Origin of the sequence: Autumnicola psychrophila (genome assembly GCF_031846645.1) — a bacterium.
In the GTDB taxonomy this organism is placed as follows: Bacteria; Bacteroidota; Bacteroidia; order Flavobacteriales; family Flavobacteriaceae; genus Autumnicola; species Autumnicola psychrophila.
The window spans coordinates 30,720-50,919 of sequence record NZ_JAVRHN010000012.1 but is presented as its reverse complement, the minus strand read 5'-3'; the positions used below and the strand labels follow the sequence as shown (position 1 = coordinate 50,919).

The following is a 20,200-nucleotide window of genomic DNA, read 5'->3' as shown; positions in this document are numbered from 1 at the left end:
TCCAAACTTAAATTCAAACATCCAGATTCTTCAGCTCTTTATAATTACGATTCAATCTTTTTAAAAGAATTCCATAAAGCAACTTGTAGAATAACCAGATAACGCCCAGAAGTAAAATAAGTGCAATACTTAGAATTGCAATCATCTTAATCCAGTCTACCGTATCAAAAACGTATTTTGATGCTTCGTTCGCGTTTACTTCCAGAACGTGATAGTGCATTAAAATATATATGGACACCATGGTAATAATGGCAATCGAAATTAAAACGTAGGCAATATAGAATTTTACAGTTTTTCGTGTCTTCAGGATGTCCTTCATAAGTTTTGAAGCACTATCTGTAGACGATATTTTCCTGTAATTCCTATAGAAACGGTATATAAAATAGAGGGTAATAGGATAGCTAACTGCTTCAGCAAAAATCATAAACTTTTTTAAGTGAAGCGTCTCCATCTGTTGCCAGTACTCCTTGTCAGCCAGGACAATGCTTAAAAGCGTTCCCAGAAGAAATTCTATAATGCTGATGATAAATATCCACTTTACAATAGAAGAAGATTTCTTCCACAGCATTTTGTAAATATCATCATAGGAAAGGTGCGGAAGATTATCTTCCTGCTTTTTCCAGTTTTTCTTTAATAAATCCAATCCATCCATCAACTCTTTAAGGATTTAATATTGTTCTCAATTTTGTTTTTACCCTATTCATTTTCACTCTTGCATTTACTTCAGATATACCGAGGGTTTCGGATATTTCGCGGTAATTTTTGTCTTCCAGATATAAAAAAACCAGTGCTTTTTCAATATCATTTAATTCTTTAATAGCATCGTACATTAGTTTAATTTGCTGCTCTGCTTCATCGTCGTACTCTTCGGCCTTGATTTTAAAATGAACAGTGTCGTAGTCCTGAGTCTGAATTCCACGCTTTTTCTTACGATAAAGTGTAATTGCCGTATTAAGAGCGACCCTGTACATCCATGTGCTAAATTTTGCATCTCCACGAAACTTAGGATAAGCTTTCCAAAGCTGAATGGTGATTTCCTGGAATAAATCGTTGTGAGAAGCCTGATCGTTCGTATAAATGCGACATATTTTGTGCGCAATATTCTGGTGTTTTTCCAGATTGGTAACAAACTGATGTTCTAGGTCCTTGTTCACATTACTTGGTTAGCTGCTATATGTAGCCCGAAGAAGTACAATGTTACAAAAAACTATAAATTATAGTTAATGCGCACCGAATTTTTCTGATAAAGCAGGATAAATCCTAAATTACGTTTTAAACCGTTTATTATATGAATATTCCCCGTAGCGATTTACCTCGAGTAGTAATAATTGGAGGAGGTTTTGCTGGCCTGGCACTTGCAAGAAAACTACTTAAGGAAGATTTCCAGGTGGTTTTACTGGACCGGCATAATTACCATACTTTTCAGCCTTTATTGTACCAGGTTTCCACTGCCAGCCTGGAGCCAGATTCTATAGCTTATCCTTTAAGGAAGATTACACGGGATAGTAAAAAATGCTTTTTCAGGCTTACCGAAGTCTCTTCAATTTCTGCGGAAGAAAATTTAATACATACCAATATTGGCGATATTACCTACGATTATTTGGTAATTGCTACAGGTTCAAAAACAAATTTCTTCGGAAATAAAAGTATTGAAGAAAACGGAATGTGGATGAAAACAGTTCCGCAAGCCTTAAATATAAGGAGCCTGGTTCTGGAAAACCTGGAACAGGCAGTCATAACAGATGATCCTGAGAAAAGGAAAGCGCTACTTAATTTTGTGCTGGTAGGAGCAGGCCCAACAGGAGTGGAGCTTAGCGGCGCACTTGCGGAAATACGAAATAACGTGGTTCCCAACGATTATCCAGATATTGATCCTAACGAAATGAATATCCATCTCCTGGAAGGACTTTCACGGGTTCTACCGCCAATGAGTGAAGAATCTTCTAAAAGAGCACAGAAATTTTTGGAAGAACTGGGGGTTCACATCCATTTAAACACCATGGTAGAAAATTACGATGGAGAACTTGTCACAACCAATACCGACCTTTCTTTAAAAACAGAAACATTTATCTGGTCTGCCGGCGTTACAGGCGCTCCTGTTAAAGGATTAAATGCTTCGGCTATGGTCGAGAAAGCGAACCGGTACGAAGTTAACACTTTTAACCAGGTAAACGGCTACGAGAATATTTTTGCAATTGGAGATATCGCGTTAATGCAAAGTGGTGATTTTCCCAGAGGACATCCTATGGTAGCCCAACCCGCTATACAGCAGGGGAGGCACCTGGCCAAAAATCTCAAGCGACTGGTAAAGGGCGAAAAATTAGAACCTTTTAATTATAATGATAAAGGTACCATGGCGACGGTAGGAAGAAATCGCGCGGTGGTAGATTTGGGAAAATTTAAATTTGGAGGTTTCTTTGCATGGTTTGTATGGATGTTTGTGCACTTGTGGTTCCTGGTTGGTTTTAGAAACAGGTTTGTGACCTTCTTTAACTGGATTTACAATTATATTAACTTCGATAAAGCGGCACGTCTTATTATCAGGCCATTTAAAGCGAATAAAAAAATTATGGAAGTAGATGAGGACGTCTAATTAGCATAATTTTAATTTCTTCGGAATAAAATATTGTGGTGCAGGTAAAAATCTGGCCACCGAAATAGTATAGGGTCGAAAATGGCAATTTTCGACCCTATACTTTAAAATATATCTCCTTTTTTTCTGAAGGTCAGCAGTTTAAGTTTGGCCACAACGTATTCTTTTTTTGCGGGCGCATCTTCTGTTCTATTATTTTTCTTCAGTTTTTAACTTAAATTTAGCTATTTTGGTTGTTTAGGTGCTTCAACTACTTCAGAAAATGATAAATTTTCTGTTCTGTCTGTTTTAATTACAATTCAGCATTAAATTTTGACGGTTCAGTAAAAACATTTTTCGTGAAAGGCACAATAACCAGATATTAGCTTCAAATTAAGAGCTGGGATGAAAATTATCTTCAAAATAATAAAAACTTCAATTGTAATTTCTGTAGTTATCCTTCTGTTGGATTCCATTTTCAGCGTAAGTACAGAAAAGCTTCTTCGTTTTGAAGTGTGGGGGATTTATTTTTTCTATGCTTTTGTTCTTACCACTATCAACGGTCTTTATTTTGCATTTTTTAATAAGAAAATTGGATGGGAAAATGCAGGGCTAAAAAGGGCAATTATCGCCTCGGCGGGGTCTATTGTTCTTACCCTTCTTGGCTACTTTTTTTGCCGTCTTATAGATAGTACAGTTTTTAACGATGTAACAGTAAGTGAATTTTTGGAAAATGAAAGCTTGAAGTATTATTTTGCTCCACTTTTGTTTACCATCATCATTTCCCTTGGCTTTCATATCTTTTATTTCTATAAAGCCCTGCAGGAGCGAAAAGTAACTGAACAAAAAATCATAGCAGGAACTGCTTCAGCAAAATTTGAGAGTTTAAAAAACCAGATAGACCCCCACTTTCTGTTTAACAGTCTTAATGTTTTAACCTCTCTTATTGATGAAAATCCGGACCAGGCGCAAAAATTTACCACTTCTCTTTCCAAGATTTACAGATATGTTCTGGAACAAAAGGACAAGGAACTGGTGAGTTTGGAAGAGGAACTTGCTTTTGCGGTCACCTACATGAAGTTGTTGAGGATGCGTTTTGAAAATAGTATATTTTATGAAGTACCAGAAAAACTTTCTACTCCAGAGGCTAAAGTAGTGCCGCTATCCCTTCAGTTATTACTGGAGAATACCATAAAGCACAATGTAGTCAGCGAAGCTAAACCTTTACGAATTAGAATTTATGAAGCAGATGGTTACCTGGTGGTAGAAAATAATTTTCAGAAGAAAGAAGTATTGCACCAGCGAAAAGGAGTTGGACTTCAAAATATTGTAGATCGCTACGGAATAGTTACAAGAAGAAAAGTATTTATAGAAAAAAATCAGGAACTATTCAGGGTGAAGTTACCTGTACTAACTAAACAAATAGCAATTATGGAAACTCATGATTTTAAAGAAGAAAAAGCGTATTTCAAGGCGAAAGAGCGCGTAAAAGAAATGAAAGAATTTTATGGAAACCTCATTTCTTATTGTGTGGTAATTCCTTTCCTAATTTTTATTAATTATTATACGTTCTGGGGCTTTCAATGGTTTTGGTTTCCGCTATTTGGATGGGGAATTGGATTGACAATCCATGGATTTTCTGTGTTTGGTTACGGCTCTGCATGGGAGGAGCGTAAAATTCAGGAGATTATGGAGAAGGAACAACAACAACAAAAATCCTGGAAATAATGGAAAATTACAAGCAAGAAAATACCAGTTACTGGTCGGCAAAAAAGAAAGTGAAAGAGATAAAAGGTTTTTACGTACACCTTTTGGTCTATCTTTTTGTGAATATCGCTATAGTTACAGTATCGTCCTATCATAATGGCGACTGGAGTTCTTTAAGTAACATCTGGACGTATTCCACAGCTTTTTTCTGGGGAATAGGATTATTTGCACATTGGCTCTCTGTGTTTGGTCCCAATAAATTTTTTGGAAATTGGGAAGAGCGTAAAGTACGGGAGCTAATGGAAAAAGAAAAAAACAGAAACTGGGAATAGCACTTTTTAGATGATACAGGCACTAATTATTGAGGATGAAAAGCCATCCGCGCGACGTTTACAACGTATGTTGGAGAAACAGAAGGTAGATGTAATTGCAACGCTGCATGGTGTTGAAGAGGCTACCGAATGGTTCCTGCAAAATGAACATCCCGAAATTATTTTTCTGGATATTCAGTTAAGCGATGGATTGTCTTTTGAAATTTTTGAAAATGTGGAAATTATGAGTGCCATTATTTTCACTACTGCTTATGACGAATATGCGCTGAAGGCTTTTAAACTGAATAGTGTGGATTATTTGCTGAAGCCTATAGATGATGAAGAGCTTGCTGCTGCAATGCAAAAATTTTATCAAAACACCGCAGCTATTAATGGTGGACTGAGCGTGCAAAATCTGAAATCTATTTTTAACCTGCCCACCTTAGAGCACAGGAAGAGATTCACGGTACAGGTAGGCCAGCATATTAAACTGATTAATGTTGAGGAAATCAGCTGCTTTAGTTCTGAAAATAAATCTACTTATATCCATACAATGGACAAGCGGAATTATCCCCTCGATTTTTCCCTGGAGAAACTTGAGAATGAATTAAATCCCGAAAATTTTTTCAGGATTAATAGACAATGTATTGTAAATATTTCGGCTATTGAAGATATCGTAGCTTATTCTAATTCCCGACTGCGCATTAGTCTAAAGTCTTTTAATGAACTTCCGTTAATTGTGAGTAGGGAAAAAGTTAAGGATTTTAAGCAGTGGCTTTCTTAGCTACTTGGGGAAGGAGGTTTTGTTTCTATTTTAAGAGAGGGTTGAAAAGTGGCAATTTTCGGCATCCCCTTATTTACTTCCCATTTTATTAATGATCTCTCTTAGCAGGTCATTCTGTTCTTGTTTTAAGGAGATAAATTTATTCACCCATCTATAGATCAAATACAATATTCCAAACAGGATTGCCAAATAAACAGTACCAATTACCAGTGGAAATAAAAAAGTAAAAAAGCTCATAGTTTGTAGATTATCAATATTGAAAAAAGGACGAGGACGAAAAGTGCTATTGAATTTTTTTCAGCACAACTATGCCTGTCATTTATGCGTGTAGGGAATTTTATTAAAACTAAACCAAATATTCAGAAAACCAGAAAATTTTTAAGAAAATATTTTTGGGCAGATTCAAAAATCCAATTTGTAGAGAAAGATTTCAGATCATGCGAATTTGCGGTGGCAGTTCAGAATGGTAATTTTCGAGGGTAGGGGACCGCGCAACTAAGCCACTGGGATAAAAGCTCAGGTTTATAAAGTTGTTTATTCTAAGAGGGAAGAATATCCTAGGCTTGCCTCGTCAGTGAATAACATAAAGTTCCAGAACATGTTCTATTGGAATGCTTCGCAGGCTTGCCCTGGAACACTCAATTAAAGCCGATGGTAAAAATTGGCAATTTTCGGTATCTAATCCGGCAGGCTTTAGTGCTGACTGTGATATCTTTTCGGCTATTGCTATCTTACGCCGTTCGCAAGATGTTTTCCATCTTTTTGCCCTTTGCTAATTCGTCTACCAATTTGTCCAGGTATCTGACTTTTTTAGTTAGCGGATTGTCAATTTCTTCTACTCTGTAACCACAAATAACGCCTGTGATCAAGTGAGCATTTGGGTTAAGATTAGCCTCTTCAAAGAACCTCTTGAAAGTTACATTGTCATCAATTAGTTCTTTAATTTTTGATTCGTTAAATCCTGACAACCATTGTATGACCTGATGCAATTCCTCTTTTGTTCTGCCTTTTCGCTCAACTTTTGTAACGTAGTGAGGGTATACAGATGCAAAAGTCATTTTTGCCATTCGCTCGTTATGTTCAGGGGTTACCTTCAAATTTTTCTTCCGTTATTAAAAATGTGTGTTTTTATCTACCAATTTAAATAAAGTTTTGGTTTTCAGAGTAAGGATGTTTACAATTGTTCTTTTGGTAACTCTTTCTTCTACCCGATTCACGGTTAATAAATTTTATTTTCTATAATTTTTAAAAAAAAGCGCAAGTTCTAAGTATGATTAGTACTTAAAACTTGCGCTTAATAATGGTTCTGAAGAACCTATTAATTAAATAAGTTTAATTTATTTTGTTTCTTTTATCAGGTTTTTAAAAGCTGATCCAAAAATGAGATAGCTGGTATTTCCACCAATTGTACCTTCATTTTGTCCCCACAAAAATGGCCAGTCATCATAGTTTTCAAAGTGATCTGGTTTTCTGAATAAAATACCAGGAGCAACATTTCCCGGAATAAAAGAAAAATCTGCCCTGTTATTACCATAAAACACTTCTTTTGGCCGGGTAGCACCCACCGTTGCCACTAATGAATAATTGTGGTAAGGATGGTTTCCATATAGCCAGTCGGTGGTTTTAAAAGCATGATCGGCATCGATAATTTCAGGAAAATATTGATTTGCAAAGCTAATGGTAGTTCCAAAATTAACAATGGATCCACTACCTGCCCAGTTACCCAAACCAATTGGAACTCCGTAAGGATTATCGTTTTCAAGCTCTGCTATATACTCTTTATATTTTACAACATATGGCCGAAGCTTTTCCTTGTAAGATGCGTCCATATGAGGTATGCCATGTAGCGCCGTTAGAATAACGAAACTCACGTTACGGTCCAGTACAGGCCATAAAAGTTCCTGAAATTTATCTGCATATTGCTGCTCACCGGTGGAGATGTACAGCTGCAGGTTTGTAGAAATATCTCCTATGGATGCCCATTGTCTTGCTTTGTCATCCTCCGGCTGATTGGCAAGTAATTCTGTAGCTTCTTTTAGAAGTCTTTTCGATTGTACAAGCGCTCTTTCAGAAAGGTCGTCGTTGTAACCTTTTAGTGCCCGGCTTGCTGCGGCAAACATAGTTGCAGCTCTAAGGTCAAGCCCGGGATTACGGCTTGTAAACGCCCACATATCATCCTTAACTCCGCTGGACTGCCCATCGGCAGCTACTTCGTACGGTCCTAGTTCCGGATTATAAGGCAGCCCGTCTGTTAAGGAGGCTGCATCACCAAGGTGATGGTAATTGTGTAGAACAGAGTTAGAAAGCGTTTGTGCCATATGACCAATGATTTCGGCCTGTGCAACAAGATTCAAAGTCCCATGTTCGATAAATTGCAGTACATCTGGAGTTCCATCCGGACGGTGAAGGACAACATGGCGCGCTTCCTGATCAACAAAAGTCTGATCGCGTAAAGGTTTAAAAGATTCCCATGTCTGTACAAAATTCTGCACCACACTAATATTGGAATGCGTTTCGATATCAAAATCTCCGGCGTCGAAGAAGCCACCCACGTTTAATCCCGGAATCAATTCCAGTGCTTCATACTCGGTATCTGTAGTTGGTCCCTGGTCGTGAAGGTCAAAATGATCTGTGTTAGGAGGAGCCTGAAGATATCCTTCTTTAAAGGTTTCGCCATGCCACACCCTGTATCCTTCTTTTACGAACATGTGATTCATATGTATTGGAATCCATATATCGCTGGTGGCGTCTGTGATGTTCTCGTAAACGCTCTTATCTATTATGAAATTATTTGTCTTATGATCACCATACTGAATATAATAAATTCCGGGGGTGTTAACCGGTGTAAAATCAAATTCCACATAGTGATATTTGTAATAATCACCCCAGGGTTTGATATCGCCACTAAAGACTTCAGTAGTAGTACCATTTTCATTTATTTTGTGTATTGACGCTTTCTCAAGTGGTGTGTCATTCTTATCAAGTTCTATGACAGAGACTTTAGGTTGCGTAGGAAGGTAGCCAACCTGACTTAAACCAATATTTGGTTCTCTTTTCCAACCTTTAATAGCATTAGGTTCAACTGTCCAGGTCAAAACCTTACCTGTTTTTCCTGCCGGCAATAAACTGCGAACAACATACCAGCCGTTTTGTGCCAGTACACGACCGTCAAAAAGCATAAGATCGGCATCCTGTGAGGTGATTTTTACCATACGTGAAGATTCATCTGGAGCAAGAAGAAGGGTATTTCCGGTTTCAAGAGGAAGAGGTTCAATAAATTCACCGGTTCCCCTGTCGTCGTAAGTTTCATAACCCTTAAACTGCTTAAGCTTTTCACTATCAGGCTTTGTAGTGGTCTCACCTACCACATAGCGGGGGAAACGATTGAGGCGGCCATCCATTAAATAAGCCTTTGACCAATATTGAGAGGGAAGGAATTCAAGATTAAATCCGGCTTTTCCTTCAAGTTTCTCAGGAACGGGATTATCAAGATATACAGATATCTCTACACCTTCGCCCTTAGGAGTAACAACCACTCTTGATTCAAAATCGAAATCTTCGTATCTCAAGATGGATTCAATACTGTTGGATTCGCGGTTTACTTCCCGCATTGGTATCTGCGGAACAAGATCCCACTGCTCTGGAGTGCTGGAAAGCCTCACCGCACCACCCTGAGCGGTTCTTACGCCATGGTGGATTAATTCTATACCGGCATTCTTTTCATCGTTAAAACCACCTGTAAAGAGATTATTGTAAACAAGGACATTTACGCCCTGTGTTTCAAAATATTCAAGATCATTAAGTTTTAGATCCTGAGACCATGCATAATTAGATGTACCCAGTAGCACCAATATTACTGTTAAAAATGTCAATTTTTTCATGTTGATTATCACAATTTTCTATAGATAGGTTGGTTAATCTGTAAAGATAAGACAAACAGTCCTAAATACTATATGTAAAAAATATTTCCTACAGGTAGTAGATGCTAAAACTTCCTCTATTGATAAAAAAATTTTGTCTGTACCCTCAAACTAAAAAGAGCCTGACTTTTAAGTCAGACTCTTCGGGTATAATCTTCTGCTATTAATGAAAATATTACATTTCCATTTCAATTTCTCCACAGCCTACTCTTGTTCCTGCGTCTCCAGATGGTTGTGAAGTGTAATCGTCTACGCCATCATGTACGATTACAGCCTTACCAACGATGTTCTTGTTTTCATCGTCACAGCCTATACACCACTGGTCTGTAGACATGCTCACATTTCCTTCCCCATTACTATCTACCTGAAAATTGCCAATATCACCCCTGTGATATCCTTCACTATCACCCCATTCTCCATGTGGCTCATTTGTTGGGTTCCAGTGTCCTCCGGCAGAAGATCCATCTTCTGCAGAGCAATCTGCATTTTCGTGAATATGAATGGCATGGGTGCCTTCAGAAAGGCCATTAATTGTTCCTTCCATTCTTACTTCTCCATTTTCTTCAGTAAAAGTTACAGTGCCTGAAAGGTCGCTGCCACTTTTAGCTTCAAGATCTACGATTATTTCTTTCATCTCTTCAGCAGAGTCCATTTCATCCTCTTCCGTGGTTAATTCTGTACCTGTTGTTGTTTCCAGGTCATTTTCGTTTTTTTCTCCTTCATTTTTGCAACCAAAGACAAAAACAGAAGCACAAAAAAGTAAAGATATACTAGTACGTTTCATAATGTTGTAGTTAATTTTCTGGTTATACTACACTAAATTAAATCTAATAAAAGCGCTGACCAAAGATTTAAGGATAGCTTAACAGTGAAGTAGAGAGGGTGGTTTGCTCATTTACGATGTATTTTCATCCATTTTAATAATGAATTTAAAACATGATTGACTCACCCGGCCCAAGGGAAATTTATTAAGGTAATGAGGAATATTTCGCGCAGCGATCCATCAGCAAAAAGAGGATTTTTTAATTACCTTTATTTTTCCGAGGTGAAATCCTTAAGATAAGATAAACGGTTTTTAGATTTTTAATCGCCGGAGTTAATTAAAGAAAATGGTAAGAAGAAATTTTCAAAAAACGAACACAATATTATTTACACTTTTTTTAGTAATTGCAGGTCTGTATTTTGGAGCAGCACTCCTTATACCCATAGTGTTTGCAGTCTTTTTATCTACTTTAATGGTTCCTGTAAGTAAATTTTTGGAAAAAAAGACCAAGGCAGGACGAATTACATCATCCTTTGTAAGCACGTTCATTTTATTTATAGGTGTGGGATTGGTGCTATTCTTTCTTTTTCGTCAACTGGGCTTTTTTTTAAATGATCTTATTGAAAGAAAGCAAGAAATTGCAGCATATGTAACGGTGCTTCAGGAAAGGCTGATGGGTGCAACAGGTTTTACACTGGAGCAGCAAAAGGAATTATTTCAGAATGAGATGACTTCCATAATTAACTGGATTCAAAGATTTATTTCTCAAGTGCTGGCTAGTGTGACTGAGATATTGGTTAAATTCTTGTTGGTATTAATTTATGTTTTTCTATTTCTCATAAACAGAGATAAGTTTAAACAGTTCCTGATGATGTATATCTCGGAGGATAAAAAGAAGGAGACCAGACAAATATTAAGTGAAACAAAAAAGGTAGCTCATAAATATCTTTGGGGAAGAGTGCAGGTCATGATACTGCTAGCCATTCTTTATACAATAGCTTTTACCGCTTATGGTCTTGAACATGCCGCGCTTCTCATACTTTTTGGTACTGTGATTACTATTATTCCATATATAGGACCTTTTATAAGCGGCATACTTCCAATTATATTTATGATTGTATTTGGTGGAAGTTCCGTCGAAATTATATCATTTATAATAATTATCACCATCATTCAATTAATGGAAAGTTATGTTTTTGAACCCATTATTATAGGCTCTGAGGTACAGCAAAGTCCATTATTTATTATTATCGCCGTTCTCCTGGGAGGCGCAATATGGGGCGGAGCGGGGCTTATTCTTTTTGTTCCTATATTTGGGATTATAAAAATAATTGCAGATCACAGCAAAGAACTACGGCCTATAGGTTTTCTAATGGGTTACAACAGACCCGGAGCAAAAGATACCTTCATAGAAAAGATTCAGAAAAAGATAAAACACTAAATTAAATTTTTGCATGTCAGGCGTTAGCCAGTTTTGTGGTGATTACAACTTCAGCGCTAAGTGTTTTGTGAACAGGACATTTGTCTGCAATTTCTAGCAGACGTTTTACCTGTTTTTCATCCAGGTCTCCTGAAATAGCTATTTCCCTTTCGAAAATGTCAATTTTTGATCCATCTTTATCGCAGTCCTCGCAATCACTTGCGTGCTGTTTAGCATAACTAACATGGGTCTCTACATTTTCTACCGGCCACTTCTTTCTCTTTGCATACATTTGAATGGTCATAGAAGTACAGGCCGCCAGTCCTGCGGAAAGTAGCTCATAAGGTGTTGGTCCAAAATTGTTTCCACCCACTTTTACAGGTTCGTCTGCAATAAAATTATGAATGCCTGCCTTTACCTGAGTGGTAAAACCATCGCTTCCCAGGTTTGCTACTACCTGATGGTCTGTTTCAAGATCCGGAGCTTTTTCAAGTTCGACGTATTTTTCTGCCCAGGTGGCTATTACCTTTCCTGCATAAGTGGAATACTCCCTGTCGTTTAAAAGATGGTCTGCACCATCCAGGGAAACAAAACTTTTCGGATGGTCTACTGCTCTGTAAAGCTCTTCAGCATTCTTGATTTCCACAATTTTATCCTGCGGAGAATGAAGTATTAGAACTGCTTTCTCCAGTTCTGAAAGTTTAGCTTCCAGGTCATGTCGTTGTAGATCTTCCAGGAACTGTTTCTTTATTTTGAAGGGACGCCCTCCAATGTTAACCGTTGCATTTGCATCTTTTTTTAGCTTATCCATTTGTTCAGAAAGCAGGCCTTCTACATGTGTAATGGTAGATGGTGCAGCTATAGTAGCGACGGCTTTTACAGATTCAATTTTTTCGGAAGCCATTAAGACAGCGGCTCCCCCCAAAGAATGTCCCACAAGTACAGAAGGAGATTTATACTCTCTTTGTAAATATTCTGCAGCAGCAACCAAATCCTGTACATTACCTGAAAAATTCGTGTCAGAGAAATCACCTTCACTTTCACCAAGCCCTGCAAAATCAAATCGTAGTACTCCAAAGCCATATGCAGCTATTGTGCGACTTATATTTTTTGGTGCAAAGTAGTTTTTATTACAGGTGAAGCAATGAGCGAACAAGACAAAATTGTGTGGGTTTTGATTTGTGGGTAGCTCCAGATATCCAACCAGCTCATTTCCTTCCTTATTTTTAAAAGTAACTTTTGTAGTTTTCATAGTCAAAACTTTAAATTATAAATTAGGAAAAATTATTTCCAAAGTCATTAAAAAAAACAAAAAGCTGTACAGACTAATCTATACAGCTTTACGGGAAGAGCGAAAATAATTATTTCAGCTCCTTAATTCTGAAAATTCTGAAGCCCTGACGAAACTGATGCTGTTTTCCAGACCGTGTTAAAGGCACCATCCACTACTTCATACTTATCATATATAGCAGAAGCTACGCGGAGGAGGATACCACTTGGATTTAACAGGTATTAATTATTTGTATTTAAACCAGTTCCTTTTTCAATTAAAAGTTCTTTAGTGGCAAGAATCCCTTCTTCAGGAGTAAGATTACTGCCTTCGTATTCTATACCTATGTAGCCTGTATAACCTGAATTCTTGACAATCTTTAACATCCTTTCGAAATCTATCGTAGTTTCTTCTCCCTCGTCATTAAATTCATAGGCTTTTGCACTCACGGCTTTTGCGTAAGGCATCATTTCTTCTACTCCCTGGTATTTCGGATATTCTTCCAAACATTTGGCTTCAAAGAGTTCGCCACCTTCTCTTTTGAGGCAGAAATTTCCAAAGTCCGGTAAAGTGCCGGCGTTTTCCATATTTACGTCTTCTATAACTTCAGCCAGAAGGGCAGCATTGGAGGAATAATAACCGTGATTCTCAACAAGAACATTAATATTTTTACCGGCAGCATATTCTGAAAGTTTTTTTAGGCCATCTGTGGCAGCAGTTTTCCATTCCTGCTCGTCTTCACTTCCAAAAAGGTTTACACGTATAGCGTGAGCGCCAAGAAATTTTGCCGCATCTACCCATTTTTTATGTTTTTCTACTGCCTCATTTCTTTCGGCTTCATCTGAAGAGGCTAATTCTCCTTCATGATCTACCATTATAAGAACGTTTTCGACATTATATTCCTCGCTTTTTGCCTTAAGGGTGTCCAGGAGTAATTGTAAAGCCGCTTTAGGATCTTCAGCATCTGCATATTTATCGGTGTAAAGTTGAGTGACATATTCTATACCTTCAAAGCCCATTTCGCTTGCTTTTTGAGCAAAATCTACAGGATCCATACTCCCATCTCGCATAGGACCTGAAAGTGACCACTGAGCAAGGGAAATTTTAAAAAAAGGATCTTCTGTATCTATTGTTTCATTTTCCTGAACAGTTTTCTGGTCGGAAGCTTTTTGGCTGGAATCCTTACAGGAAATAAAGCCGAGGCTGAAAAGCATTATAAAGGAAGCTATTCCGGGTAATTTTAAAAAAGAAATCTTCATAATAGGTTACTGAGTAAAGGTGTTTGGTTAACATGGTTTTGAAATTTAAAAGTAGACTTTTTTTTATAGGTTAAAAATTATAAGTATAAATTTCTATATTTGACGCTATATCTATTTTTTAATCTATAATTAATTACTGTATTGTGAGTAATATTTACGAGAACGATAGCTATGATGCTATAGTCGTTGGAACCGGTATTAGTGGGGGTTGGGCTGCTAAAGAACTTTGTGAAAAAGGATTTAAGACACTGGTGCTGGAAAGGGGGCCTATGGTAGAGCACGTGAAAGATTATCCTACTATGAATGATGATCCATGGGATTATAAATTTAAGGGACAACAAACTCGTGAAGATAAAAAGAGACAGTACAAACAAGCCAGGACAGGCTATACTACTAATGAGGCGAGCGCCCACTGGTTTGTGGATGATATTAAGCATCCCTACAATGAAATAAAGAGATTTGACTGGATGCGGGGATACCATGTAGGTGGACGATCTATTATGTGGGGAAGACATAGCTACCGTTTGAGCGACCTCGATTTTACTGCCAATAAAAACGACGGTAATGGTGTAGATTGGCCTATACGATATAAGGATATCGCTCCCTGGTATGATTACGTAGAATCTTATATAGGAGTAAGTGGGGAAAAGCTAGGACTTAGTCAGTTACCTGATGGTCAGTTTTTGCCTCCCATGGAACTTAATTGTGTTGAAGATCATTTAAAAAAGAGCATAGCCGAAAATTTTAACGGAAGGGTGTTAACTCCAGGACGGGTCGCCAATCTAACCGGTGATAAAGAATTCGAGGGACGATCTAAATGCCAGTTTAGGAACCGTTGTGTAAGAGGTTGCCCTTATGGAGCATACTTCAGTAGTAATTCTTCTACTTTACCGGCAGCAAGCCGTACAGGTAATATGACCTTGCGTCCTAACTCTGTTGTTCATGAAATAGTCTATGACGCCGATTCCAAACGTGCTACAGGAGTTAAAATTATTGATGCCGAGACTAAAGAAGCAATAGAATATCATGCCAATGTTATTTTTCTATGTGCTTCATCAATGGCTTCGACAAGCATTTTATTACAGTCGAGATCTGATCGTTTTCCCGATGGATTAGGTAACGACAGCGGTGAACTTGGGCACAATGTTATGGATCACCATTTTAGAGTTGGAGCGTCGGCAAAGCTGGATGGTATGGAAGACTTCTACTTTAAAGGAAGAAAACCCAGCGGAGTTTACTTGCCGCGCTTCAGAAATTTAAATGGGAACGAAAATCTTGGGTTTACAAGAGGTTATGGCTATCAAGGTGGAGCAAGTCGTGATAACTGGGAAGAAAATATTGCTGAAGCAGCTTATGGAGCAGAATTGAAAGAAGCTATCACCAAACCCGGAGGATGGACTATGGGTCTTCTTGGTTTTGGAGAAACATTGCCTTACCACGAAAATAAAATGTTCCTGGATTATGATAAAACCGATGAATGGGGATTGCCAACCGTGACTTTTGATGCAGAATTTAAAGAGAATGAACTGAAAATGCGCAAAGATATGCAGGAGCAGGCGGTGGCGATGCTTGAAAAAGGAGGCTTTAAAGATATAAGTCCTTATGACCAGCTTGGTGCACCAGGATTGGGGATCCATGAAATGGGTACTGCCAGAATGGGTAGAGACCCAGAAACCTCAGTCTTGAATGGTAATAATCAGGTTCACGAAGTTTCAAATGTATATGTTACAGATGGTGCTTTTATGACATCTGCAGGATGCCAGAATCCTTCTCTTACATATATGGCAATGACAGCAAGGGCAGCGGACCATGCATCGAGGAATTTTAAAAAATCTAATTCTTAATCCGGAAATGAATAGAAGACAGGCATTAAAAAATATAGGACTTGGAGCAGGTGTAATGGTGGTTGGACCAACCACGCTGGGACTATTGCAGAGTTGTAAAAATGAAAGAAACTACGAATGGGAACCAACGTTTTTAAGCGCCGCTAATGGCTTTGCCCTTACAAGAATTCTTGATGTGATACTTCCTACAACAGATACACCTGGTGCAGGAGATCTTAATATCGCACAATTTCTGGATTCTTATATTAATGAAGTAGCTTCTGAAGAAAGTCAGAAGGAATTCAGCGAATCTGCAGATGCATTTTCAAGAGCTTTTGAAGATATGTTCGATAAAGGGACAGGCGAGGGAAGCGAGGAAGAATATGAACAGATTATCGCGAAATATTTACGTGCAACACCAGAAGAAAGTGAAGGCTACACCAGAAGAAATACTGAAACCCAGGATCCTCAGGATAAAGATCCGGAACAAAAAGCAGATGCAGATACCAATCTGGAAAATTCCGGAATTGATGCTGATGCAGGCGCCGATTCTTACCTTCGCAATGTAAGGGAAATGGGGATATGGACCTGGAAAACCAGCGAAGAAGTAGGTGAAAATGTCCTGTATTATGATCCAATTCCGGGTGAATATATTTCCTGCGGTCCTGTCGAAGAGCTAAGTGGTGGTAAGGCTATGTCATTATAATAATGTCGTAATTAAAAAATATATTATACTAAAAAAAGGAGAAGCTTTTCAACTTCTCCTTTTGCATTACTCTTTTAGAGAGAATTTAGTTTTTATTGCTCTTATAGTTTGTACGATCAAATTCCTTTCGTTTATAAAAAGAGTCATCATCGTTAGAAATCAGATCATTATCTGATCTCCGTTTTTGATCGTCCTGAAAAGCAGGATCACTTTCTTTACCAGTAACAGTATTTGAAGTAGTCCCTTTTAAGTCTTTATCTCTAGTATGAGTATCGCTTAAACTATCTGCTTTATGTCCACGGCTTTCCTTAAAAGCAGGATCATTTTGATTGTCTGCAACTCCGGTAGAACGATTTTCAGTTAAGTTGCCACTATTACCTGTACGGGTATCAGCTTTTCTGTTTGAAAGGTCATCTACTTCTGTATTTGTATCTCTCACAACATTTCCACTTTCACTTGTACGGCTACCAGATCTGTCATAAGATGCCAGTACTACAGTCTCATAATCTCGGTCGACATTTGATCCTTTTTCCATTCGCTTTGTTTGAGCAAAAGTCCTGTGATCAATTCTATCAGTGTAGACAAAATTCTTATTAGTATTAAGCCTAACAAGTCCTACAGGCACTATTAGATGATTCTCTCCATCTTTGTTGATGAATTCGTGAACACCATCATTGGCACTGTCCCTGTAAGGCTTATGGTTAGCCTCAATAATGGATTTATCAACTTCAACGTCAAGATACACTACTCTTTGTGTATTTTTATTGACCATAAGATTATCTACCTTTCCTACTACGCGATTATCTTTATCCTGTACTTCCCACCCTCTTACATCCGGGTCATCGCTTGCAACCTTATAGTCGGAAAGTTCATTCAAATAAAACAAATGTTTATTTTTATTGTCTCTATTATTACTAGTATTTGCCATAATTTTTTAATTTTTAATTGTTAGCTCATTTTATTTAGAACATCACCTGCTTCGTCAAAGAATTTATTGACCTTATCTTTCTGTTCCAAAGTGAGAACAGAACCATCAATGTCTTGTACAGCAGATTTTACTTCCTGTACGTCTTGTGAAAGATCAGGAAATTGTTCTTCCTGTAAATTTTCAATTACATTAGTGAGATCACTTCCTGCGTCCTTAATCTTATCAGCATGGTTAGTAGCCATAGGATCCTGAGTGATTTGTTCAGCTTTTTGTCTGATCTCCTGCATATCCGCATCTATATCCACATTTAATTCGTTTGCTTTAGCCTGCACGGCGTTCATAAGATAGATAATTGCATTATTGGTATATTCATGATCAATACCCATTCTGGACTCATCTCCTATATATGATAAGTAGCCATCTACACCGCCCACGGTATCATTCCTGTTGTTGTCCCAGTTAGCGGTATTTTCCTCTTCTATAGATGTTGTGTCTATAACTTGTTCCTGCTCGGTTTCATCGATTATCTCATCGTCGTCCCCATTTGCAAAAAGGAAATATAAAATTGCCAATACAAGAGTCCGGCAATTATCCATGGCCAAATGGGCTTTTTCTTTTCAACTTTGATTTCTGCCATAATGTAAATTTTTTGGTTTGGAATTAATTAATTAGTTGTAGTTCAAAGTAAGAAAAGGAAAAGGCAGAATCTATTAAGGTTAGAATAAAGCTTTGTTAATAAAGGCTTTACCTTCTTAGGGTACTGCGATTTTTATTTTTTCAGGGAGAATTTTAACATTTACAATCTTTGTTTCACCAAGATATTCTCCGTCAACCTGAAAGGCCACAGGCTCTTTGCAGGTAATTTTTGCTTCCTCTGTATGAATAATTTTTATGAAATCGGAACTTAAATGCACCTCATTTCTTAGTGTTTTTAGGATTTCCATTAAATCCAGATTCTTAAAAATTAAGATTTCAAAAACACCATCGTCTAATTTTCCCTCTGGATTAACCTTTGCACCCGTACCATATTTCCTGGCATTGGCAATAGCAAGTAAAACTCCTTTTTCTGTAATAGTCGTATCTTTAGTCTCTACAGTAAAGTTAAAAGGATACTTGCTTTGGATAAGGGTAGGAATGGTTTGTAAAAGATATCCAAGCTTACCTCGGAATGTGGATGATTCATAATTTTTTATGAGTTCAGCATTTATTCCCAGATCACTCATATGCAGCCCGATTTCGTCGTTCAGTGAAATAAGATCTACATCGAGGTAGTGATGTCCCAATGCAACATTAATTTGCTCTTCCAGGCTTTTGGGTAGATCTAAATTTAAAGCAAGTGCATTGGCAGATCCGCTCGGGACAACGCCAATGGGGATATCCAATCCTTTAACAGCTTCGGCTACCATCTTAATAGTTCCGTCACCGCCGGCAGCTACGATCCTAAAGGGTTTTCTTTCCCTTGTAATTTTCCTTACATGTTTAACGTCCTTTTCGCCTTTAGTATGGTATATAAATACCTCAACATCACATTTTGCAGCAATAGCTTTAAAATCTTCCACCAGATCTTTCTTATCAATATCACCCGCAATAGGGTTTACAACTAATAAAATTTCTTTAATTCTTCTCATAAATTTAGTCATATGTCTAAAATTAACTATTTTGAAAAGAAACTTTAGTTAGAGAAAAAATAAAAGAATTGAAACTTGATTTAAAATTATATCGCGGTTATGTTAATGACCAGGAACTTGTAGTTTTTGGACATCTTTTTAAATCCTGGGCTCCAGATAAATACAGGCTGGACCGTAAAGGTATTAAGCACGCATTTTCCATATTACATATGTTTAGAATTAAACCTTTGGAAAATGTAGAAATAAGATTAAAATTTAGAGATCTAAATATTACCACAAAGACTCAGGAAGATGGATTTTTCCAATTTACAATTCCTTACAATGAAGATCTTAAGAGTGGCTGGCATGAATATACTGTTATATGTGAACTTCACGATTTTGGAATTATAGAAAAAGGGGAGCTACTTAAACCTTATAAAAGTAAATTCGGAATAATTTCAGATATAGATGATACTTTTTTGATTTCGCACAGTAACAGCGTATTTAAAAAGCTGTATGTGATGCTCTCAAAAAACGTGAATAAACGGAAAATTTTCAATGACGTGGTTCGTCATTATCAGGCTCTTAGTATTGCAGGGCAGGATAGCAAGGAAGCATCAAACTCCTTTTTCTATGTTTCCAGTAGCGAATGGAATCTTTACGAATTTATTGAAGAATTCGCCAGAATTCATGAATTGCCAAAAGCAGTAATTAAGCTGAAGAAAATAAAAACCGGAATTCGGGATTTCTTTTCCAGTGGTAGAGGTAGCCATGATCATAAATTTGATAAGATTAGCGATATCATTTCATTTTATCCGAAACTTCAGTATGTTTTGTTGGGAGATGATTCCCAGCACGATCCTTTTCTTTATGAAAAAGTGATTAAAATGTATCCAAAAAGTATTGGCGCCGTTTATATCCGGCAGACGAATAGAACTAAAAAGGAGGAGGTGAAGATTGTCTTAAAGAATATGCAGGATATGGGAGTGGAAACCTGCTATTTCCAAAACAGTGATAAAGCAATTGCACATTCTAAGAAAGTTGAAATTATATAGATTAAAATTTCGATCATAATGTATATAATTTTACCTTAATCCGTTTAAGAAGTATAATTAATAACCCCTAATATA

18 protein-coding genes are annotated in these 20,200 nt (G+C 37.4%); 8 read left to right on the top strand and 10 right to left on the bottom strand.

Translation table 11 applies throughout. The annotated features are described in order from the left end of the window. Positions 1-13 precede the first annotated feature (13 nt). Complete coding sequence (locus tag RM541_RS14585; protein WP_311500867.1) at positions 14-652, bottom strand: DUF8845 family protein; 639 nt, start codon at positions 650-652, stop codon at positions 14-16. A gap of 7 nt (positions 653-659) precedes the next feature. Then, positions 660-1,154, bottom strand: coding sequence for an RNA polymerase sigma factor (locus RM541_RS14580; RefSeq protein ID WP_311500866.1), 495 nt, complete (start codon positions 1,152-1,154; stop codon positions 660-662). Positions 1,155-1,288: 134 nt separating this feature from the next. Here RM541_RS14580 and RM541_RS14575 point away from each other — a divergent pair, with 134 nt between their 5' ends. From RM541_RS14575 to RM541_RS14560, 4 genes are all read left to right on the top strand, one after another. Then, positions 1,289-2,593: an NAD(P)/FAD-dependent oxidoreductase gene (locus RM541_RS14575; protein ID WP_311500865.1), complete on the top strand. Its 1,305-nt coding sequence runs from the start codon at positions 1,289-1,291 to the stop codon at positions 2,591-2,593. Positions 2,594-2,977: 384 nt separating this feature from the next. After that, positions 2,978-4,300: a 2TM domain-containing protein gene (locus RM541_RS14570; RefSeq protein ID WP_311500864.1), complete on the top strand. Its 1,323-nt coding sequence runs from the start codon at positions 2,978-2,980 to the stop codon at positions 4,298-4,300. After that, the gene (locus RM541_RS14565) at positions 4,300-4,611 is read left to right on the top strand and encodes a 2TM domain-containing protein (RefSeq protein ID WP_311500863.1); all 312 of its coding nucleotides are present in this window, start codon (positions 4,300-4,302) and stop codon (positions 4,609-4,611) included. The genes RM541_RS14570 and RM541_RS14565 overlap by 1 nt, the downstream gene beginning before the upstream one ends. Positions 4,612-4,624: 13 nt before the next feature. Further along, positions 4,625-5,374 carry a LytR/AlgR family response regulator transcription factor gene (locus RM541_RS14560; protein WP_311500931.1) on the top strand — a complete coding sequence of 250 codons (750 nt, stop codon included), beginning with the start codon at positions 4,625-4,627 and terminating at the stop codon, positions 5,372-5,374. A 731-nt stretch (positions 5,375-6,105) separates the two neighbouring features. Here RM541_RS14560 and RM541_RS14555 read toward each other — a convergent pair. From RM541_RS14555 to RM541_RS14545, 3 genes are all read right to left on the bottom strand, one after another. Continuing rightward, a complete protein-coding gene (locus RM541_RS14555) occupies positions 6,106-6,471 on the bottom strand; it encodes a DUF2200 domain-containing protein (protein WP_311500862.1) in 366 nt (121 codons plus the stop codon). Between the two features lie 240 nt (positions 6,472-6,711). Next, a complete protein-coding gene (locus RM541_RS14550) occupies positions 6,712-9,255 on the bottom strand; it encodes a cellulase N-terminal Ig-like domain-containing protein (protein ID WP_311500861.1) in 2,544 nt (847 codons plus the stop codon). Positions 9,256-9,469: 214 nt separating this feature from the next. Then, the gene (locus RM541_RS14545) at positions 9,470-10,078 is read right to left on the bottom strand and encodes a superoxide dismutase family protein (protein WP_311500860.1); all 609 of its coding nucleotides are present in this window, start codon (positions 10,076-10,078) and stop codon (positions 9,470-9,472) included. A gap of 325 nt (positions 10,079-10,403) precedes the next feature. Between RM541_RS14545 and RM541_RS14540 the strand changes: the two genes are divergently transcribed. Continuing rightward, positions 10,404-11,498, top strand: coding sequence for an AI-2E family transporter (locus tag RM541_RS14540; RefSeq protein ID WP_311500859.1), 1,095 nt, complete (start codon positions 10,404-10,406; stop codon positions 11,496-11,498). A 16-nt stretch (positions 11,499-11,514) separates the two neighbouring features. On the opposite strand, the gene RM541_RS14535 is transcribed toward RM541_RS14540, so the two are convergent. Further along, a complete protein-coding gene (locus RM541_RS14535; RefSeq protein WP_311500858.1) occupies positions 11,515-12,729 on the bottom strand; it encodes a bifunctional alpha/beta hydrolase/OsmC family protein in 1,215 nt (404 codons plus the stop codon). Positions 12,730-12,989: 260 nt separating this feature from the next. Beyond that, entirely contained in the window at positions 12,990-14,006 is a 1,017-nt protein-coding gene (locus tag RM541_RS14530; RefSeq protein WP_311500857.1) for a sugar phosphate isomerase/epimerase family protein, read from the bottom strand. A gap of 143 nt (positions 14,007-14,149) precedes the next feature. On the opposite strand from RM541_RS14530, the gene RM541_RS14525 reads away from it, so the two are divergent. Next, a complete protein-coding gene (locus RM541_RS14525; RefSeq protein WP_311500856.1) occupies positions 14,150-15,850 on the top strand; it encodes a GMC oxidoreductase in 1,701 nt (566 codons plus the stop codon). A 7-nt stretch (positions 15,851-15,857) separates the two neighbouring features. Next, the gene (locus RM541_RS14520; protein ID WP_311500855.1) at positions 15,858-16,535 is read left to right on the top strand and encodes a gluconate 2-dehydrogenase subunit 3 family protein; all 678 of its coding nucleotides are present in this window, start codon (positions 15,858-15,860) and stop codon (positions 16,533-16,535) included. Positions 16,536-16,620: 85 nt separating this feature from the next. Here the strand turns inward: RM541_RS14520 and RM541_RS14515 are convergent, their stop codons facing one another. The 3 genes from RM541_RS14515 to RM541_RS14505 all read right to left on the bottom strand — a co-directional run bounded on the left by RM541_RS14515 (position 16,621) and on the right by RM541_RS14505 (position 19,091). Further along, a complete protein-coding gene (locus tag RM541_RS14515; RefSeq protein ID WP_311500854.1) occupies positions 16,621-17,463 on the bottom strand; it encodes a PRC-barrel domain-containing protein in 843 nt (280 codons plus the stop codon). A gap of 20 nt (positions 17,464-17,483) precedes the next feature. Then, a complete protein-coding gene (locus RM541_RS14510) occupies positions 17,484-18,059 on the bottom strand; it encodes a hypothetical protein (protein WP_311500853.1) in 576 nt (191 codons plus the stop codon). A gap of 156 nt (positions 18,060-18,215) precedes the next feature. Continuing rightward, positions 18,216-19,091 (bottom strand): diacylglycerol/lipid kinase family protein, encoded by an 876-nt coding sequence (locus RM541_RS14505; RefSeq protein ID WP_311500852.1) that lies wholly within the window; start codon positions 19,089-19,091, stop codon positions 18,216-18,218. A gap of 68 nt (positions 19,092-19,159) precedes the next feature. Here RM541_RS14505 and RM541_RS14500 point away from each other — a divergent pair, with 68 nt between their 5' ends. Beyond that, on the top strand, positions 19,160-20,125 hold the full coding sequence (locus tag RM541_RS14500; protein WP_311500851.1) for an App1 family protein phosphatidate phosphatase: 966 nt from the start codon (positions 19,160-19,162) through the stop codon (positions 20,123-20,125). The last annotated feature ends 75 nt before the right edge of the window (positions 20,126-20,200 follow it).